19 protein-coding genes and 1 pseudogene are annotated in these 17,437 nt (G+C 73.1%); 12 read left to right on the top strand and 8 right to left on the bottom strand.

Annotated elements, in window-relative coordinates; all coding sequences use genetic code 11:
• Positions 1–57: 57 nt before the first annotated feature.
• On the bottom strand, positions 58–2,574 hold the full coding sequence (locus ABTZ03_RS39395; protein ID WP_350518037.1) for a Tex family protein: 2,517 nt from the start codon (positions 2,572–2,574) through the stop codon (positions 58–60).
• A 166-nt stretch (positions 2,575–2,740) separates the two neighbouring features.
• On the opposite strand from ABTZ03_RS39395, the gene ABTZ03_RS39390 reads away from it, so the two are divergent.
• Positions 2,741–3,133, top strand: a complete 393-nt coding sequence (locus tag ABTZ03_RS39390) for a PPOX class F420-dependent oxidoreductase (protein ID WP_350518036.1) — start codon at positions 2,741–2,743, stop codon at positions 3,131–3,133.
• 135 nt (positions 3,134–3,268) lie between these two features.
• Positions 3,269–4,168 carry an aminoglycoside phosphotransferase family protein gene (locus tag ABTZ03_RS39385; RefSeq protein WP_350518035.1) on the top strand — a complete coding sequence of 300 codons (900 nt, stop codon included), beginning with the start codon at positions 3,269–3,271 and terminating at the stop codon, positions 4,166–4,168.
• Here ABTZ03_RS39385 and ABTZ03_RS39380 read toward each other — a convergent pair.
• On the bottom strand, positions 4,165–5,076 hold the full coding sequence (locus ABTZ03_RS39380; protein WP_350518034.1) for a LysR family transcriptional regulator: 912 nt from the start codon (positions 5,074–5,076) through the stop codon (positions 4,165–4,167). The genes ABTZ03_RS39385 and ABTZ03_RS39380 overlap by 4 nt on opposite strands.
• Positions 5,077–5,148: 72 nt before the next feature.
• On the opposite strand from ABTZ03_RS39380, the gene ABTZ03_RS39375 reads away from it, so the two are divergent.
• The 5 genes from ABTZ03_RS39375 (at position 5,149) to ABTZ03_RS39355 (ending at position 8,004) form a co-directional block, all read left to right on the top strand.
• Positions 5,149–5,568 (top strand): RidA family protein, encoded by a 420-nt coding sequence (locus ABTZ03_RS39375; RefSeq protein WP_350518033.1) that lies wholly within the window; start codon positions 5,149–5,151, stop codon positions 5,566–5,568.
• A 56-nt stretch (positions 5,569–5,624) separates the two neighbouring features.
• On the top strand, positions 5,625–6,257 hold the full coding sequence (locus tag ABTZ03_RS39370) for a TetR/AcrR family transcriptional regulator (RefSeq protein WP_502894744.1): 633 nt from the start codon (positions 5,625–5,627) through the stop codon (positions 6,255–6,257).
• A gap of 23 nt (positions 6,258–6,280) precedes the next feature.
• The gene (locus ABTZ03_RS39365) at positions 6,281–7,015 is read left to right on the top strand and encodes a tyrosine-protein phosphatase (protein WP_350518032.1); all 735 of its coding nucleotides are present in this window, start codon (positions 6,281–6,283) and stop codon (positions 7,013–7,015) included.
• 153 nt (positions 7,016–7,168) lie between these two features.
• Positions 7,169–7,435 carry a hypothetical protein gene (locus tag ABTZ03_RS39360; protein WP_350518031.1) on the top strand — a complete coding sequence of 89 codons (267 nt, stop codon included), beginning with the start codon at positions 7,169–7,171 and terminating at the stop codon, positions 7,433–7,435.
• A 119-nt stretch (positions 7,436–7,554) separates the two neighbouring features.
• Positions 7,555–8,004: a hypothetical protein gene (locus ABTZ03_RS39355; protein ID WP_350518030.1), complete on the top strand. Its 450-nt coding sequence runs from the start codon at positions 7,555–7,557 to the stop codon at positions 8,002–8,004.
• Here the strand turns inward: ABTZ03_RS39355 and ABTZ03_RS39350 are convergent.
• Entirely contained in the window at positions 8,001–8,921 is a 921-nt protein-coding gene (locus tag ABTZ03_RS39350; RefSeq protein WP_350518029.1) for a pentapeptide repeat-containing protein, read from the bottom strand. The two genes, ABTZ03_RS39355 and ABTZ03_RS39350, sit on opposite strands and share 4 nt — an antisense overlap.
• A gap of 136 nt (positions 8,922–9,057) precedes the next feature.
• Between ABTZ03_RS39350 and ABTZ03_RS39345 the strand changes: the two genes are divergently transcribed.
• Positions 9,058–9,726: a GNAT family N-acetyltransferase gene (locus ABTZ03_RS39345; RefSeq protein WP_350518028.1), complete on the top strand. Its 669-nt coding sequence runs from the start codon at positions 9,058–9,060 to the stop codon at positions 9,724–9,726.
• A gap of 3 nt (positions 9,727–9,729) precedes the next feature.
• Here the strand turns inward: ABTZ03_RS39345 and ABTZ03_RS39340 are convergent, their stop codons facing one another.
• Positions 9,730–10,524: an SGNH/GDSL hydrolase family protein gene (locus tag ABTZ03_RS39340; RefSeq protein WP_350518027.1), complete on the bottom strand. Its 795-nt coding sequence runs from the start codon at positions 10,522–10,524 to the stop codon at positions 9,730–9,732.
• A 178-nt stretch (positions 10,525–10,702) separates the two neighbouring features.
• Positions 10,703–11,056, bottom strand: a pseudogene (locus tag ABTZ03_RS39335) (winged helix-turn-helix transcriptional regulator); the annotation flags it as partial.
• A 97-nt stretch (positions 11,057–11,153) separates the two neighbouring features.
• Between ABTZ03_RS39335 and ABTZ03_RS39330 the strand changes: the two are divergent.
• Both ABTZ03_RS39330 and ABTZ03_RS39325 read left to right on the top strand, forming a co-directional pair.
• Complete coding sequence (locus ABTZ03_RS39330; RefSeq protein ID WP_350518026.1) at positions 11,154–12,368, top strand: pyridoxal phosphate-dependent aminotransferase; 1,215 nt, start codon at positions 11,154–11,156, stop codon at positions 12,366–12,368.
• A gap of 17 nt (positions 12,369–12,385) precedes the next feature.
• Positions 12,386–12,718 (top strand): YnfA family protein, encoded by a 333-nt coding sequence (locus ABTZ03_RS39325; protein ID WP_350518025.1) that lies wholly within the window; start codon positions 12,386–12,388, stop codon positions 12,716–12,718.
• Positions 12,719–12,795: 77 nt separating this feature from the next.
• On the opposite strand, the gene ABTZ03_RS39320 is transcribed toward ABTZ03_RS39325, so the two are convergent.
• The 3 genes from ABTZ03_RS39320 to ABTZ03_RS39310 all read right to left on the bottom strand — a co-directional run bounded on the left by ABTZ03_RS39320 (position 12,796) and on the right by ABTZ03_RS39310 (position 15,403).
• Positions 12,796–14,463 (bottom strand): purple acid phosphatase family protein, encoded by a 1,668-nt coding sequence (locus ABTZ03_RS39320; protein ID WP_350518024.1) that lies wholly within the window; start codon positions 14,461–14,463, stop codon positions 12,796–12,798.
• 130 nt (positions 14,464–14,593) lie between these two features.
• A complete protein-coding gene (locus tag ABTZ03_RS39315; RefSeq protein ID WP_350518023.1) occupies positions 14,594–14,848 on the bottom strand; it encodes a hypothetical protein in 255 nt (84 codons plus the stop codon).
• Between the two features lie 108 nt (positions 14,849–14,956).
• Positions 14,957–15,403, bottom strand: coding sequence for a (2Fe-2S) ferredoxin domain-containing protein (locus tag ABTZ03_RS39310; protein ID WP_350518022.1), 447 nt, complete (start codon positions 15,401–15,403; stop codon positions 14,957–14,959).
• A 159-nt stretch (positions 15,404–15,562) separates the two neighbouring features.
• Here ABTZ03_RS39310 and lepB point away from each other — a divergent pair, with 159 nt between their 5' ends.
• Complete coding sequence (gene lepB, locus ABTZ03_RS39305) at positions 15,563–16,222, top strand: signal peptidase I (RefSeq protein WP_350518021.1); 660 nt, start codon at positions 15,563–15,565, stop codon at positions 16,220–16,222.
• 234 nt (positions 16,223–16,456) lie between these two features.
• Positions 16,457–17,395, top strand: a complete 939-nt coding sequence (locus tag ABTZ03_RS39300; RefSeq protein WP_350518020.1) for an SGNH/GDSL hydrolase family protein — start codon at positions 16,457–16,459, stop codon at positions 17,393–17,395.
• Positions 17,396–17,437 lie beyond the last annotated feature (42 nt).

The raw sequence follows: 17,437 nt of genomic DNA, 5'->3' as shown, positions 1-17,437 counted from the left end.
CCTGACCGAACAGGCCGCGACCACGTCCACCGGCCCCGGCCGTACCCCTGCCGTGCCTCAGCGCCGTCCGGAGCGCCGGTCCTTCGGGCCGTCGCCGCCGCCGGTCAGCCCGGCCCGGCGCAGCGCGTCCGCCATGGCGCTGTTCGCCAGCGGGGCGTTGCCGCCGGAGCCGCCGCCCCGCCGGTCCTGGCCACCCTGGCCTCCGCCGCGCCGCTCCTGACCGCCCTGACCGCCCTGGCCGCGGTCACCGCCGCGCCGCTCCTGGCGCGGCGGGCGGGCCTGCCGCTCGCCGCCCCGGTCGCCACCGCGCTCGCCCCGGTCGCCCCGGTCGCCCCGGTCGCCGCCGCGCTCCCGGCCGCCGCCGACCTCGTCGTCCAGCCGCAGGGTCAGCCCGATCCGCTTGCGCGGCACGTCCACCGTGAGCACCCGGACCTTGACGATGTCGCCCGGCTTGACCACCTCGCGCGGGTCCTTGACGAAGTTCCGGGACAGCGCCGAGACGTGCACCAGGCCGTCCTGGTGGACGCCCACGTCGACGAAGGCGCCGAAGGCGGCCACATTGGTGACCACGCCCTCCAGCACCATGCCGACCTCCAGGTCGCCGATCTTGTCGACGCCCTCCTTGAAGGTCGCGGTGCGGAAGGCCGGACGCGGGTCCCGGCCCGGCTTGTCCAGCTCGCCGAGGATGTCGGTGACGGTCGGGACGCCGAAGGTGTCGTCCGCGAAGTCCGCCGGGCGCAGCGCCCGCAGCCGCTCGCCGTTGCCGATCAGCTCGCGCAGCTCCCCGCCCGTGGTGGCCAGGATGCGGCGCACCACCGGGTAAGCCTCGGGGTGCACGCTGGAGGCGTCCAGCGGGTCGTCGCCGCCGGGGATCCGCAGGAAGCCCGCGCACTGCTCGAAGGCCTTGGGGCCGAGCCGGGAGACGTCCTTGAGCTGCTTGCGGGTGCGGAACGGGCCGTTGGCGTCGCGGTGCGCGACGATGTTGTCGGCCAGCGTGGTGGTGATCCCGGAGACCCGGGTGAGCAGCGGCGCCGAGGCGGTGTTGACGTCCACGCCGACGGCGTTGACGCAGTCCTCGACCACGGCGTCCAGCGAGCGGGAGAGCTTCACCTCGCTCAGGTCGTGCTGGTACTGGCCGACGCCGATCGACTTGGGGTCGATCTTGACCAGCTCGGCCAGCGGGTCCTGGAGGCGGCGGGCGATGGACACCGCGCCGCGGATCGACACGTCCAGGTCCGGCAGCTCATGGGAGGCGAACGCGGAGGCCGAGTAGACCGAGGCGCCGGCCTCGCTGACCATCGCCTTGGTGAGCTTCAGCTCCGGGTGGAGCTTGAGCAGGTCCTCGGCGAGCTTGTCGGTCTCCCGGGAGGCGGTGCCGTTGCCGATCGCCACCAGGTCGACGTCGTGCTTCTTCGCCAGCGCGGCCAGGGTGTGGAGCGCCGCGTCCCACTTGTTGGCGGGCTGGTGCGGGTAGATCGTCTCGTACGCGACCACCTTGCCGGTGGCGTCCACCACCGCGACCTTCACCCCGGTGCGGAAGCCCGGGTCCAGGCCCATGGTGGCGCGGGTGCCGGCCGGGGCGGCGAGCAGCAGGTCGCGCAGGTTGGCGGCGAAAACCCGGACCGCCTCCTCCTCGGCCTCGGCCCGCAGCCGGGACCGCAGGTCGATGCCGAGCCGCACCAGGACCCGGGTGCGCCAGGCCCAACGGACCGTGTCGCCGAGCCACTTGTCGGCCGGGCGGCCGCGGTCGGCGATGCCGAAGCGGGCCGCGATGCGCTGCTCGTAGTCGCTCTCGCCGGGCAGGTCGGCCTCGGACTCGCCGTCGTAGGGGGAGAGTTCGAGGTCCAGCACCTCCTCCTTCTCGCCGCGCAGCATCGCCAGGATGCGGTGCGAGGGGAGCTTGGTGTACGGCTCGGCGAAGTCGAAGTAGTCGGCGAACTTGGCGCCGTCGCCCTCCTTGCCGTCCCGGACCGTGGCCACCAGGCGGCCGCGGGTCCACATCCGCTCGCGCAGCGAGCCGACCAGGTCGGCGTCCTCGCCGAAGCGCTCCACCAGGATCGCCCGGGCGCCCTCCAGCGCGGCCGCGCCGTCCGCCACCGACTCGTTGAGGTACTGCACGGCGAGCGCGGCCGGGTCCTGGGCCGGGTCGGCGAGCAGGGTGTCGGCCAGCGGCTCCAGCCCGGCCTCCCGGGCGATCTGCGCCTTGGTGCGCCGCTTGGGCTTGAACGGCAGGTAGATGTCCTCCAGCCGCGCCTTGGAGTCGGCCGCCAGCACCTGGGCGCGCAGCGCGTCGTCCAGCTTGCCCTGGGACTCGATCGACTCCAGGACGGCCGAGCGGCGCTCCTCCAGCTCGCGCAGGTAGCGCAGCCGCTCCTCCAGCGTGCGCAGCTGAGCGTCGTCCAGCGAGCCGGTGACCTCCTTGCGGTAGCGGGCCACGAACGGCACGGTCGAGCCGCCGTCGAGCAAGTCGACGGCCGCCTTCACCTGCCCCTCGCGGACGCCCAGTTCCTCGGCGATCCTGCGCTCGATCGCCTGCTGGGCCTGCCGGGCCACCTGTTCGACTGGCGTGGTCACGAAGCCGGTCACCTTCTCCTTCTGTGCTTTCGCCCTACGCCCTGCATTCTGGCAGGTACCGGTGACGCCTCCCCGGCGCACCCGGGGCGGCGGGCGTGGCGCGAACCGGCCCCGGCCCCAATCATGCTTGAGCCGGGCCCAGTTGCGACTGCCTACGGTGATGGGCATGGACACCCTGGACACCGCGGCCGAGCTGCAGCGGCTGGCCGCCGCCAAGTACCTGCTGGTCACCACCCACCGGAGGAACGGCACCCCGGTGGCCACCCCGGTCTGGGCCGCCCGGGACGGCGACGCCCTGGTCTTCACCACCGTGACCCGCACCGGCAAGGTCAAGCGGCTGCGGCACCGACCGGACGTCCTGGTCGGGCCGAGCGACATCCGCGGCACCCCGCTCGGACCGCAGGTCCCGGCCACCGCCGTGCTCGACCCCGGACGGACCGCCCGCTACCGCGGGCTGCTGCGGCGCAAGTACGGGCTGCTGTGCGCGGTGGCGCTGGCCGGGAACGTGCTGCGGTACGGCCGGGGCGGCACCATCGGGGTGCGGGTCACCATCGGCTGACGCCGGTGCCGCCGACGCCGGTGCCGGTGCCGGTGCCGCTGGTGCCGCTGGTGCCGCCGCCGAGGCGATCGAAGACGTGTGCGCAGTTCGCGAATCCGGCTGAACCCCGGCGATCTGCGCTGTACGCTGCCGGTCATGTGCGCTGCCGCCCGGATGCACCCCGATGAACCGGTCGTCGACGCGGCCCTGGTACGGCGGTTGATCTCCGCCCAGTTCCCGCAGTGGGTGGGCCTCCCGGTCACCGCGGTCGGGTCCGCCGGGACGGACAACGCGATGTTCCGGCTCGGGCCCGAACTCGCCGTCCGGCTGCCGCGGGTGGAGTGGGCCGCCGGGGACGTCCGCCGCGAACACCAGTGGCTGCCCCGGCTGGCACCCCGGCTGCCGGTGCCCGTACCGGCCCCGCTGGCCGTCGGCCGCCCCGCCGCGGGCTACCCCTGGCAGTGGTCGGTGCTGCGCTGGCTCGACGGCGTCAACCCGGCGGTCGGCGTGCTCGCCGCACCCGGGCCGCTCGCCCGCGACCTGGCCGCCTTCGTCAACGCCCTGCGCGCCGTCAACCCGGCCGGGGCACCGGCCGGCCACCGCAGCGTGCCGCTCGCCTCCCGGGACGGCTCCACCCGCGCGGCGATCGCCCAGCTCACCGGCGCGATCGACACCGCGGCCGCAACCGCCCTGTGGGACAAGGCACTCCGCCTCCCCGAGTACGACGGCCCGCCGCTCTGGATGCACGGCGACCTCACCCCCGGCAATCTGCTGCTGGACCGGTCCGGCCGGCTCGCCGCCGTCATCGACTTCGCCCTGATGGGCGTCGGCGACCCCACCGCCGACCTGATCCCGGCCTGGAACCTGCTCCCCGCCTCCGCCCGTCCCGCCTTCCGCGCCGCCCTGCGCGCCGACGACGCCATGTGGGCCCGCGGCCGCGCCTGGGCGTTCTCCATCGCCCTGGTGTCCATCCCGTACTACCGCCACACCAACCCGGCGCTGACCGCCAACGCCCGGCACGTCGTCCGGGAGGTCCTCGCCGACCGGAGCGTCTAGGGCTGCTCCTGGTCGAGGTCCCCGCCGACGACCGCCAGCAGGTGCGCCACCAGCGGGCCGCGGTCGTCGGCCCGCCAGGCGAGCGCCGAGCGGGTGCGGGCCGTCCCGGGCTCGATCCGGCGGAAGACGACGCCCCGCAGCCGGATCCGCCGGATGCCGGCCGGGGCCAGGGAGACCCCGAGCCCCGCCCCGACCAGGGCGCAGACCGTCTGCCACTCCACCGCGTGCTGCCCGATCCGCGGGGTGAAGCCCGCCCCCGCGCACAGGCCGGTGATCCGGTCGTACAGCTGCGGCCCCTCCTCCCGGGGCAGCAGGACGAACGGCTCCTCCGCCAACTGCGCGAGCCGGACGGCCCGTTGGGCGGCCAGCGGATGGCCCGCCGGGAGGACGGCGACGAAGGGCTCGGTGAGCAGCGTGCGGAACCGCAGCCCCGGCTCGTCGGCGGGCGGCTCGCGCAGCAGGCCGACGTCGATGCCGCGGTCGTGCAGGGCGGCCAGCTGCGGTGCGCTGGTCATCTCCCGCACGTCCAGCCGCACCCCGGGGTGCCGCTCCCGGAAGGTGCGCAGCAGCCCGGGCAGGACGGTCAGGGCGAGCGAGGCGGAGAAGCCGATCCGCAGCCGGCCGGCCTCGCCGCCGCCGACGGCGCGGGCGGCCGCCAGCCCGTCCGCGAGGTCGGCCAGCGCCCGGCGCGCGGCGGGCAGCAGTTCGCCGCCGGCCGGGGTCAGGGTCACGCCGCCGGGCTCGCGCCGGAACAGCGGGTGGCCGACCTTCTCCTCCAGCCGGCGGATCTGCTGGCTCAGCGGCGGCTGGGCGATGCCGAGCCGGGCGGCGGCCCGGCCGAAGTGCAGTTCCTCGGCGAGGACGGTGAAGGCGTGCAGTTGCGGCAGGGGCAGTTCGGGGCGCTCCATACGCTTAGGGGTATCAGATCGGCGGCCCGCGAGTATTGGACGTATCCCCGCAGGCCACCTAGCGTTCGGCGCATGACGCAGACGACAGCCCCGACGGCCGACGCACCGCGGCGCGCCATCCTGAGCGGTTCCACCTTCGAGGAGCGGATCGGCTACGCCCGCGCCGTGGTGGACGGCGACTGGGTGCACGTGTCCGGGACCACCGGGTTCGACTACACCACCATGACCATCTCCGAGGACGTGGTGGAGCAGGCCGAGCAGTGCCTGCGCAACATCGGGGCCGCGCTGACCGAGGCCGGCTCCGGCTTCGCCGACGTGGTCCGGGTGCGCTACCTGCTGCCCGAGCGCGCCGACTTCGAGCCCTGCTGGCCGGTGCTGCGCCGCTGCTTCGGGGACATCCGGCCGGCCGCGACGATGCAGGTGTGCGGCCTGGCGGACGAGCGGATGCGGATCGAGATCGAGGTGACCGCCCACCGCTCGCCGAACCCCTGATTTTCATACCGGGTCAGGAACCTGCCCTGGTCAATCACGCTGTTAGCCTGGCCCGCATGACCGGACTGCGGGAGCTCAAGAAGGAACGGACCCGGCGGGCCATCTCCGAGGCGGCCATCGGGCTCTTCCTGGAGCACGGCTTCGACCAGGTCTCGGTGGCCGACGTGGCGGCGGCCGCCGAGGTCTCCAAGCCCACCCTGTTCAGCTACTTCGCCAGCAAGGAGGACCTGGTCGTCCACCGCTTCGCCGACCACCAGGAGCAGTCGGCGGACGTCGTCCGCGGCCGGGCCGACGGCGAGCCGGTCCTCGACGCCCTGCGCCGGGACTTCCTGGACGGCCTCGCCCGGCACGACCCGGTCACCGGCCTCAACGACCACCCGCAGGTCCTGGCCTTCACCGCCCTGGTGTACGGCACCCCCAGCCTGGCCGCCCGGGTCGGCGCGTACACGGCCCGGGCCGAGCGGTCGCTCGCCGAGGCACTGCGCGAGGCCCCCGACCTCGCCCCGCCGCACGAGCTCACCGCCCAGCTGCTCGCCGCCCAGGTCACCGCCACCCAGCGGGTCCTCGCCCTGCACAACTGGCGCCGGATCGACCGGGACGGCCGCACCGCCGCCGACCTCCAGCCCGAGGCCGTCGCCGACGCCGACCGCGCCTTCGACCTGCTCGCCCGGGGCTACGGCGGGGCTTGACAGCACTGCCTAGAGTGCCGCACATGACGACGCAACAGATCGAGTTCGAAGCCCTGCACAACTTCCGCGACCTGGGCGGCTGTCCGGCCGCCGACGGCCGCACGGTCCGCCGGGGCCTGCTCTACCGCTCCGACTCGCTCGGCAAGCTCACCACCCCCGCCGACCTGGAGCGGCTCCGCGCCCTCGGCGTGCGGACGGTGATCGACCTGCGCTACGACTGGGAGATCGCCGCCAAGGGCCGGGTCCCCGACTTCGACGGCCTGGAGTACCACCACCTCTCGATCGAGCACCGCCCGTACGACCAGGCCGAGATCGACCCCGCGCTCGACCCCTGGCGCTACCTCGCCGACCGCTTCGCCGAGGTCGCCGAGGACGGGGTGAAGGAGATCCGCCAGGCCCTGGACGTGATCACCGGGGCCGAGGCGCCGGTGGTCTTCCACTGCGCCTCCGGCAAGGACCGCACCGGCCTGATCGCCGCCCTGCTGCTCACCCTGCTCGGCGTCGCCGAGGACGACATCGCCGCCGACTTCGCGCTCACCGAACGCGCCACCCCGCGGCTCGTCGCCGACTGGCACGCCGCCCACCCCGGCCGGACCCTGCGCTGGCCCGGCTACGGCCGCGCCCCGGAGACCGTCATCCGGCTCGCCCTCGCCGACCTCGCCGCCCGCCACGGCTCCGTCGAGGGCTACCTCACCGGCCCCCTCGGCATCGACCGCGCCCAGATCGACGCGCTGCGGGCGCGACTGCTCACGGCCTGAGCCGCCTCTGTCCATGACGGATCGTCAACGTCCGATCCAGGAAAGGAGTTCACCCCGATTCAGGTTGACGCAAACATGCCAGCCACCATTGTCGCCCCTCTCCCCCGGTGTCAGGATCGGCCCACTATCCACACGAACCACCGGGAGACACCCATGAGGATGCGCACCCTTCTGCCCGTCGCCCTGCTGACCGCGGCCGGCCTGTTCGCCGGCGTCAACACCGCCACGGCGGCGGACAAGTACCCCGGCTTCCAGTGCTTCAAGACCAAGGACCGCGTGGAGTACTGCAGCGACTCCAAGGTCAAGAACCACGATGCGGGCGTCGCCTGGGTCAAGACCTGCCCGAACGACATCGTCGGGCAGATCAACGGCAAGCCGTACGTGGCGGCCAGCCGCCCGAACGGCGCCCACAGCTGCTGACCCGCACCACCGAGCCCGCCCGGCGCCCCACCGCCGGGCGGGCTCGGTCATGCACTGCTCCGGCCGGTCGCGCGAATTCCCGTCGCCCGGACGGGAGTCGACGTGACACCATCCGGCCCATGCCCACTCCCGACCCCAGCCGGACGCACACGATCACCAGCGGGTACAGCGTCTCCGACGACTCCTACTTCCTGGAGCTGGTGGACGTCGCGGACGGACGGACCCTGCTGATCGCGACCGTCCCCGACGAGGACCCGGCCCGGGAACCGACGATCAGCGTCGACCCCCGGCTGCAGCCCACCGAGATCCCCTACGCCGTGATGCGCTGGTTCATGCAGCAGGTCGAGGAGGAGATCGCCACGGTCCGCGCCTGGATGCGCCTGCGCCCCGAACTCGTCACCCTCATCCACGCGTTACGCCAGGAGTACTGCGGCGCGGTCGACGACGCCGGCTTCCCCGCAGTGCTGGCCCGGGTCCGCGCCGCCGTCCCGCCTGCCGACGTGACCACCGTCATCGAGGCCGCCTTCCACCGCACTCCCGCCGACTTCGGCATTCCGGACAGGGTCTAGCGGCGCCGACCCCGGGACGGGCGGGGGCCGTTGCCCCGGCGGGTGGGCTTCGCGGCCGGGGCGGGGCCGGCCGGGGTGGCCTCGGGCCAGTGGGTGGGGCGGGTGAGGGCGGCCGGGAGGCGGGTGGTGGCGTCGCCGCGGGCGGCGTTGAGCTGGATCTGGGTGAGGAAGAGCGCGGTGGTGAGGTCGGCGCCGGTCAGGTCGGCGTCGCGCAGGTCGGCGCCGATGAGGTCGGCGAGGCGCAGGTCGGCGCCGGAGAGGTCGGCGGCGACCAGGAGGGCGCCGCGCAGGTTGGCGCCCCGGAGGTCGGCGCCACGCAGGCGGGCGCCGAAGAAGTCGGCACCGCGGTGTTCGCGGCGGCGGGGGACGCCGGCCCGGACGAGTTCGCTGGCCCGCAGCAGGAGCTCGCTGACCCGCCCGCGGTGGGCGGGGACGTCGACGGCGAGGATCTCCTCGGGGGTGCCGGCGGCGAGCCGGTCGGTCTCCTCCAGGGCCTGTCGCAGCTCGGCGTGGACCGCGGCGGCGGGGGCGAAGGTGAGCGCCTCGGTGAGGTAGCGGAGCAGTTCGTGGAGCTGCCGGACGATCGGGAAGACGTCGAACATCGGCTTGCCGTTGGCGGGCTCCTCGCGCCAGCTGACCCCGCCGAAGGTCACCTGGGAGACCCGCTGGCCGGCGCCGAAGCAGTCGTAGACGGTGCAGCCATGGAAGCCGCTGTCCCGGAGCCGGGCGTGGATCCCGCAGCTGAAGTCCGTCTGCAGGTTGCGGCAGGCGGTGCCGGCGGCCTTGCCGACGGCGAAGTCGGTGCCGGCGGCGAACGGCAGCGCGACGCAGCAGAGCCCGAAGCAGCTGCCGCAGTCGGACTGGAGCGGGGTCGGCGCGGCCGCCTCGGTGTTCTGCGGCGACTCGGTCTCGCTCACGTCCGGGGTCCTTCCAGCAGCTGGGCGCCGGTGCAGCCCGGCGCGTCGAACCCGTCAAGATTACTGGGCAGGCCGCCCCTCGCGCGGGTAAGGTGTGAGATCGATGAGAGACCATTACACGCGGGGGAGCAGGGTCATGTCTCAGCCGAACGTCACCGAGCTGGTCCGGATGTGGATCAGCGGCTGGACCGTCTCCCGGGGCGCCGCCGACCCGGTGGAGCAGCCCTGGGGCTGGACCATCGACGTCGGCGCACCGGCCAGGGAGGTGGCCCGGCACGTACTGCCGGAGCCGACCGAGGACGACGTCCGCAAGCTCGCCGGGGCGACCACCGCGCCGACCACCTGGCTGAAGCTGTTCGCCGAGGACGGGACCGTCCGGCCCTGGCTGGGCCCGCAGTGGCGGCTGGACCCGCCGGGCTTCCTGATGACCGCCCCGCTCAGCCCCGAACCGCCCGCCCTCCCGGCCGGCTACACCCTGACCACCTGGACCAGGGGCGGGGTGCTGCGCGCCCTGGTCCGCAGCACGGACGGGCACCTCGCCGCCCGGGGCCAGGCGGGCCTGGCCGGCCCGGTGGCCGTGCCGGACCAGATCGGCACCAGTCCCGAGCACCGCCGCCGGGGCCTGGGCTCCGTGGTGATGGCGGCACTGCGGTCCGGCGCGTACGAGGCGGGCGCCCGCACCGGCGTGCTGGTCGGCACGGAGGACGGCCGGGCGCTGTACACCGCACTCGGCTGGACCACCCACGCCCCGATGGCGAGCCTGGTCCTGGAGCCGGAGCAGCCCGGAGCGGGCCGGCTCGGCTAGGTCCTAGCGGTACGGCAGCAGCTCCGGCCGCTTGGCCGGGCGGCCGTCGCCGGAGGAGCGGCCGGTGAGGCGGCGGCCGATCCACGGGCCGAGGTGGGTGCCCAGCCAGCGGGCGTCGGAGCGCAGCTGCTCGGCCCGGCCGGGCGGGGCGACGGCGGGCAGCGGGGCGCGCCAGTCGGAGGCGGCGGGGCGGCCGAGCGCTTCGAGCACTCCCTCGGCAACCCGGCGGTGGCCCTCGGGCGACAGGTGGAGGCGGTCCTCGGCCCAGAGCCGGCGGTCGTCGAAGCAGGGCGCGGAGAAGAGGTCGACGACGGCGATGCCGTCCTGCTGCCCGAGTTCCTGGACGAAGGCCTTCATCCGCAGGATGGCGGGCAGCAGCCGGCCGCCGCCCGCCATCCTGCGGGTGGGGTCGGTGCTGGTGAACAGCACGACGGTGGCGCCGGTGGCGCGCAGTTCGGTGGCGCAGCGGCCGAGCAGCCGCTCGACCCGGTCGATGTCGCAGCCGGGGCGCAGCACGTCGTTGAGGCCGCCGGCCAGGGTGACGAGTTCGGCGCCCATCCCGGCCGCGGTGGCGAGCTGTTCGTCGTGGATCTGGCCGATGAGCTTGCCGCGCACGGCGAGGTTGGCGTACCGGAAGTCCGCGTCCCCATCGTCCCTGGCCTCGGCGGCCAGCGCGGTGGCGACCCGGTCGGCCCAGCCGCGGTAGTGGCCGTCGGGCAGGAGGTCGTCGCACATGCCCTCGGTGAAGGAGTCCCCGACGGCGACGTAGCTGGCGTAGCTGCGCTTGGTGGTGGGCACGGGCGGCCTCCGCTCTCCTCTGAGGGCTCTCCTCGGACGGCGCCGCCCGGCTGGCTCAGGGAGCGGCCCGACGATCGTACGTGTGCACTTGCCAACCAGTACGGCGGGGGCCCGGCCCGCTCAGGCGGTACGCCCGCTCAGGCGGTACGCCCGCTCAGAGCGTCGCCCCCGAAGCCGTGAACCAGTGCTCCCGCACCGCGTCGGTGGGCCGCTGCTCGCCCAGGGCGCTCAGCCCCCACTCGCCCAGGGCCTCGATCACCGGCCGCAGTTCGCGTCCGCGCTCGGTCAGCTCGTACACCGTCGCGTTGGCCGGCCGTTCCAGCCGTCGCCGTTCCGCGAGCCCCTCGCCCTCCAGCTGCTTGAGCCGGGCGGCCAGGATGTCGGTGGAGACGCCGGGCAGGTCGGCGTGCAGGTCGGTGTAGCGGCGCGGGCCGCGCAGGAGTTCACGGACGATCAGGAGGCTCCAGCGTTCCCCCACCGCGTCCAGGGCGCGGGCGACGGCGCAGTACTGGTCGTAGCTTCGGCGTGACATGTGGATCAGCATAGCCAAGAGGTTGGACTTTCCAAGTGCCAACTTGGTAGAACAAAGCTGAAGCAACGGAGCGGTGGTGACGGTCGGGAGGCCGCAGATGGAGTTTCGGCAGTCCAGCAAGCTGAATGACGTGTGCTACGAGATCCGCGGCCCGGTGGTCGACCAGGCCAACGCCCTGGAGGAGGCCGGGCACAGCGTGCTGCGGCTGAACACCGGCAACCCGGCCCCGTTCGGCTTCGAGGCGCCCGAGGAGATCATCCAGGACATCATCCGCAACCTGCCCTCGGCGCACGGCTACAGCGACTCGCGCGGCATCCTGCCCGCCCGTCGCGCGGTGGTGCAGTACTACCAGCAGCGCGGGGTGCAGGGCGTCGGCGTCAACGACGTCTACCTCGGCAACGGCGTCTCCGAGCTGATCCAGATGGCGATCACCGCGCTGGTGGACGACGGCGACGAGGTGCTCGTCCCGATGCCGGACTACCCGCTGTGGACGGCCTCGGTCCGGCTGGCCGGCGGCAAGGCCGTGCACTACCTGTGCGACGAGGAGGCCGAGTGGTACCCGGACCTCGACGACATCGCCGCCAAGATCACCGCCCGCACCAAGGCGATCGTGGTCATCAACCCCAACAACCCCACCGGCGCGGTCTACCCGAAGGAGCTGCTGGAGGGGATCCTCGACCTGGCCCGCCGCCACCAGCTGATGGTGCTGGCCGACGAGATCTACGACAAGATCCTCTACGACGGCACCGAGCACCACTGCCTGGCCGCGCTCGCCGACGACGTGCTCACCCTCACCTTCAACGGCCTCTCCAAGGCCTACCGGGTGGCCGGCTTCCGCAGCGGCTGGCTGGTCGTCTCCGGCCCCAAGCAGCACGCCACCGACTACCTGGAGGGCCTGACCATGCTCTCCGGCATGCGGCTGTGCCCCAATGTGCCCGCGCAGTACGCCGTCCAGGCCGCGCTCGGCGGCCACCAGTCCATCAACGACCTGGTGCTGCCCGGCGGCCGGCTCACCGAACAGCGCGACATCGCGGTCAAGGCGCTCAACGAGATCCCCGGCGTCAGCTGCGTCAAGCCCAAGGGCGCGCTGTACGCCTTCGCCCGGCTCGACCCGGCGGTGCACCGGATCGTCGACGACGAGCGCTTCGTGCTGGACCTGCTGCTGCGCGAGAAGATCCACGTCGTCCAGGGCACCGGCTTCAACTGGCCCCGCCCGGACCACTTCCGCTTCGTCACCCTGCCGCGCGCCGACGACCTGGAGACGGCGATCAACCGGATCGGGCGCTTCCTGGCGACGTACCGGCAGGTCTGAGCGCCTACGCTCGGCCCATGACCACGCTCCGCTCCGTCGCCCTGTTCGCCGTCGCCGCGCTCGCCGAGATCGGCGGCTGCTGGCTGGTCTGGCAGAGCGTGAAGGAGCAACGGCCGTGGTGGCTGGCCGGGTTGGGCGTGGTGGCGCTCGGCGCGTACGGCTTCGTGGCGGCACTGCAGCCGGACGCCGCCTTCGGCCGGGTGCTGGCCGCCTACGGCGGGGTGTTCGTGGCCGGCTCACTGCTGTGGGGTGTGGTCGTGGACGGCTTCCGGCCGACCCGGTACGACCTGCTGGGGGCGCTGATCTGCCTGGCCGGGGTCGGCGTGATCATGTACGGACCCCGGCGCTGAACGGGTACGGGCCCCGGCGCTGAACGTGCCGGGGCCCGTGGGGTGTTCAGCGCCGGGGCCCGTGGGGCGTTGCGGGACTACCAGCCCCAGCCGCCGCCCTGACCGTCGTCGTCGTGGTCGGAGTCCCAGCCCTCGCCGACCTTGCGCAGGATCGTGTAGTTGTCGATCTGCGTGCCGTTCTCGGCCAGCGCGGTGACCTTCATGACCGACTTCTGGCCCAGGTGGGCCGGGGTGACGTCGACCTTGATGAAGGAGTAGCCGGTGTAGCGGACCCGCGACCACTGGATGGTCTCGGGGGTCTTCACCTTGCCCTTGCTCCAGTAGTAGGTCTTGACCTCGTCCTGGTGGTTCTCGTGCCCCTCGTAGGTGTCCGGCACGTCGAACTTGTACAGGCTGCGGCCGGCCGCGCCCGCGGTCACGTAGACCACGCCGTCCTTGGCCGGCTCGATGGTGGCGCCGCTCGGCACCTGCTTCGAGACCTTGTTGCCGAGGATCGCGTCGGTGCGCTCGTAGATGTGGTTGTGGCCGTTGATGACCAGGTCCACCCGGTACTTCTCGAACAGCGGCACCCAGGCCTCGCGGACACCGCCCTCGGAGGCGTGCGCGACGGTGGTGGAGAAGGCGCAGTGGTGGAAGAAGACCACGACGAAGTCGACGGTCTCGTCGTTGCGCAGGTCCTTGAGGGTGCGCTCCAGCCACTTGGTCTGCTTGTTCGCCGAGATGCCCAGGTTGGCCGGGATCTCGTAGGAGACGTCGTTGGCGTCCAGCGAGATGACACCGACGTTCTTGTAGCGGAAGGTGTAGACGCCGGGGACCTTGCGCGGGTCCGGGCCGTTGTCCGGCAGGAAGAAGCGGGCGTTCTCGCCGCCGTAGCCGTTCGGCGAGTACCAGGCCTCGATGTCGTGGTTGCCGTACGCGACCATCCACGGGATCTCGGCGGCGACCGTCTCGGTCTGCACCAGGAAGTCGTCCCAGGTCCGCGCGTTGAAGACGGACTTGTCCGGGTCGGTGCCGGAGCCGGCCGGGTCGGCGTAGCAGATGTCGCCGGCGTGCAGGTGGAAGGCCGGCTTCTGGGCCTTGATGATGTTGTCGTTGCCGGCCGCGTGGGCGCTGACGCCCTGGTCGCCGAAGGCGGTGAAGGTGAACGGCTCGTACACCTTGCCCCAGCGGTGGTCGCGGGAGGGCGCGGTGCGGAAGGTGTGCAGCGTGGAGATCTGCTGCTGGGAGGCGGGGTCGAAGCCCTCGTGGCCGACGCCGTAGTAGTAGGTGGTGTCGGGGTGGAGGTCCTCCAGCGCCACGTGCAGGTAGTACTGGTCCACCGGCTGGCTGTTGGGGGTCAGCGCGGGGGTGTGCAGGGCGCGGACCTCGGCCTGGACCTTGTGGCTCAGCTCCCACGGGGTCTTGCCGAAGCGCAGGAACGGCTTCTTGACCGGCGCCGGGACCTGCCAGGAGATGCGGAACTGGGTGTCCGGCTCGGGGCCGAACTGGAGGTGGCGCCCGATCGGCGCGACCAGCGAACCGTCGATGCCGGCCGTCGTGGCACCGGTCACCAGCTGGGGACCGGCCGGAGCGGCGAAGGCCGGCACACTGCCCAGTGCACCACCGACGGCGACGGCACCCACGGTCACGGCGCCGACGCGCAGCATGCGACGGCGGGAGAAACGGGCCCGCAGGTACTCGTGCTGCTCGGCCATGCTCATGCGGTCGGCGAGCTTGGCCGGCACGCCCATGTTGGGGATATCCATGCGCGGGACTCTCCCAGTGGATCATGGACCGCATGCGGACTCCCGGTGAACGAGCGTCAGCGCGTCATCGAACACGCACACCAAGATCCGGCCATGGCGAGGTAAAGGTCATGCCCATGATCGGGCCCGGTCAGGAGGAGGATTCGTCCCAGAGGTTCGCGGACCGGCTGCCGGTGCCGTCGCAGGTGCGGCAGATCTCGTCCCGGTACGCCTGCTTGGCGCCGGTCGCGTCCACCCGGTAGCGGACGTACACCCCGGTGCCGTCGCACAGGAAGCAGTTGCCGCCGCCCCCGCCCACCTCGGTGGTACCGGTGCCCTGGCAGGTACGGCAGTTGAGGCCGGCGGTCCGGCCGGTGCCCGCGCAGATACGGCAGACCGTCGTCATCGTCTTCCTCCCCTTGCGCGGAACCGCTCGATGCCACCGGTCATGGTAGTGGGCCGACCCGGTGGCCGTCCCCGGACGCGAACACGGCGTTCCGCCAGGCGAGTTGAATCACTCGGGCAGGCCCTCGCGGACCCGGCGGGAGACCGAGATCAGCTGGAGGTCCAGCAGCCCCGGCGGCTCGGCGACACCGGGCCCGCCCGCCGCCACCCAGGCGGCTATGTCGTCGATCATCTCGTCCATCAGCACGAAGCCGAGCCAGACCGGCCGCGCGCCCGCCGCCCGCCCCGCACTGGACGGGCCGACCACCACCACGTTGGACTGGGAGCACACGTCCAGGCACTTCGACGCCCGGACCCGGCCCGCCGAACCGACCGCCGTCCGCAGCCGCTCGAACTGCCCCGCGTGGTCCACCTCCGGGTGCTTGGTCCGGCTGCCGCAGCAGCAGTCGCGGCAGACGGTGACGGTCACCGGGGCGCCGGCGCCCTGCTTGCCGTCGCGGTCGCAGCCACGGTCACCGCTGCGGTCACTGCTGCGGCCCGAGTCTCGACGGCTCATCCCCGCTGGTCCCCCTCCTGGTCGGCGGCCCCGGCCCGCGGCACGCTCTGCACCGGAACTGTACCTGTCACGCCCGGGGCCCTCGGCGACCGCCCGGGCCCGCTGAACTAGGATCCGGCCGACGACGTGGCACGGAAAGAGGAAAGAGGGGGCGCACGGATGCCGAGGCGGAGGATCCGGGGCCTGTGGTTCGCACTGGCCGTGGCGGTGACCGGCATCCTGTGCGGGGCACTCGGACTCTCGGTGGTCCTCACCGGCGGCTACTCCCTCCACCGGATGGACGGCACCGCGATGGGCCCCGGCCTCCGGCCCGGCGACCGGATGCTGGCCGACCGGGTCGCGGCCGGGGACGTCCGGCGCGGCGAGGTCTACATCGTCGACTCGCCCTGGGGCCTCCACACCGCCCCGGTGTTCCGGGTGATGGCCCTCGGCGGCCAGCGCATCGCCTGCGCCGGCGGACAGCTCAGCCTGGACGGGGCGCCGCTGGACGAGCCGAGCGCCCGACAGGCCGGCACCTGCACCCGCGACTTCGAGGTCACCGTCCCGCCCGGGCGGGCCTTCCTGATGGGCGACCGGCGGGACACCGCCGCCGACTCCCGGCAGCACCTCGACGACGACCGGCAGGGGACGGTCGACCTCGCCGCGCTGACCGGGAACCGGGTGGTCTGGGACTCCGGCGACGACTCCCCCGCCCTGCCCGGCAAGTTGATCGGCGCGGCGGTCCTGATGGTGCTCGGCGCGCTGATCACCGTGATCGGGGTGCTCGCCGTCGTCGTCCTGGCCTCCTTCGCCGCCGCCCGGCGCCGCACCGCCCCGTAACGGGAATCCGTTCGCCGCCATTTGCGATCGCCGTCATTTCCGACCTCCGCTGTTTCCGAAACGCGGTGGAGCGGAATTCGAAATGTCACCCGGTGCCAGCTGACGGGATTTCCGGAATTCCGGCCGAAACCATGGACGCCGCCGAAACCTGGCAGTAACTTACCTGCGAGTAGTAGCTGTGGCCCGGCTCGGCACGACCCCCACCCGTCGTTTCTCTCCCCCCAGGAGGAACCCGTGCTCCGCCCTGCCCGGAATTCCCGGCGACTCCGCAATTCCAGTGTCCTGGCCGCCGTCGCCGTCGGCGCCGCCCTCGCGCTCACCTCCACCACCGCCCAGGCCGCCACCCCCGCCCCCCGGCACTACGTGGCCCTCGGCGACTCCTACGCCGCCGGCGCGGGCGTGCCCGGCCAGTCCGGCGGCCTGTGCCTGCGCTCCGACCACAACTACGGCCACCTGGTGGCCGCCTCGCTCGGAGCCGGCCACTACACCGACGTCACCTGCTCGGCCGCCAAGGTCAAGGCGATGACCCAGCCGCAGTACGACGCCTTCATCCGGGTCAACGACCCGCAACTGGACTCGGTGACCGCCGACACCGACCTGGTCACCCTCGGGATCGGCGGCAACGACCTCGCCGCCAGCGACCTCGGCCTCGGCGAACTGGTCGCCACCTGCATCGCCGGCGCCGTCGTCAACCCGCTCGGCACGCCCTGCAAGGACGTCTACCACCACGGCTACTGGGACTGGAAGACCTGGTCCTGGCAGTACGGCAACGACGACCTGGCCGAGCGGATCCACAGCAGCATCGCCCCGCAGATCGCCACCACCCTGCGGCAGATCCACGCCAAGGCGCCCAAGGCCCGGGTGCTGCTGGTCGGTTACCCGTCCGTGCTGCCCGCCGACGGCTCGACCTGCGTGCTGCGCCAGCCGGTGACCCCGGGCGACGTCGAGTACATGCACGGCGTGCTGAACGAGCTGAACGCCGCCCTCAAGTCCACCGCCGCCGCCAACGGCGCCACGTACGTGGACACCGCGACGCCCACCCGCGGGCACGACGTCTGCTCGGACGACCGCTGGATCGAGGGCGCACTGCCCGGCTCGCCGGCCGTGCCGTTCCACCCGAACGCCACCGGCGAGAAGGTGATGGCGGACGCGGTGCTCGCCGCGCTGCGCTGAGCGGTGCCGCCCCGGAGAACCCCGAGGGGCCGGTGACCGGAC

Source organism: Kitasatospora sp. NPDC096077 (genome assembly GCF_040303245.1).
In the GTDB taxonomy this organism is placed as follows: domain Bacteria; phylum Actinomycetota; class Actinomycetes; order Streptomycetales; family Streptomycetaceae; genus Kitasatospora.
The sequence above is the reverse complement of the archived record's forward strand: the minus strand, read 5'-3'. Positions and strand labels throughout refer to the sequence as shown.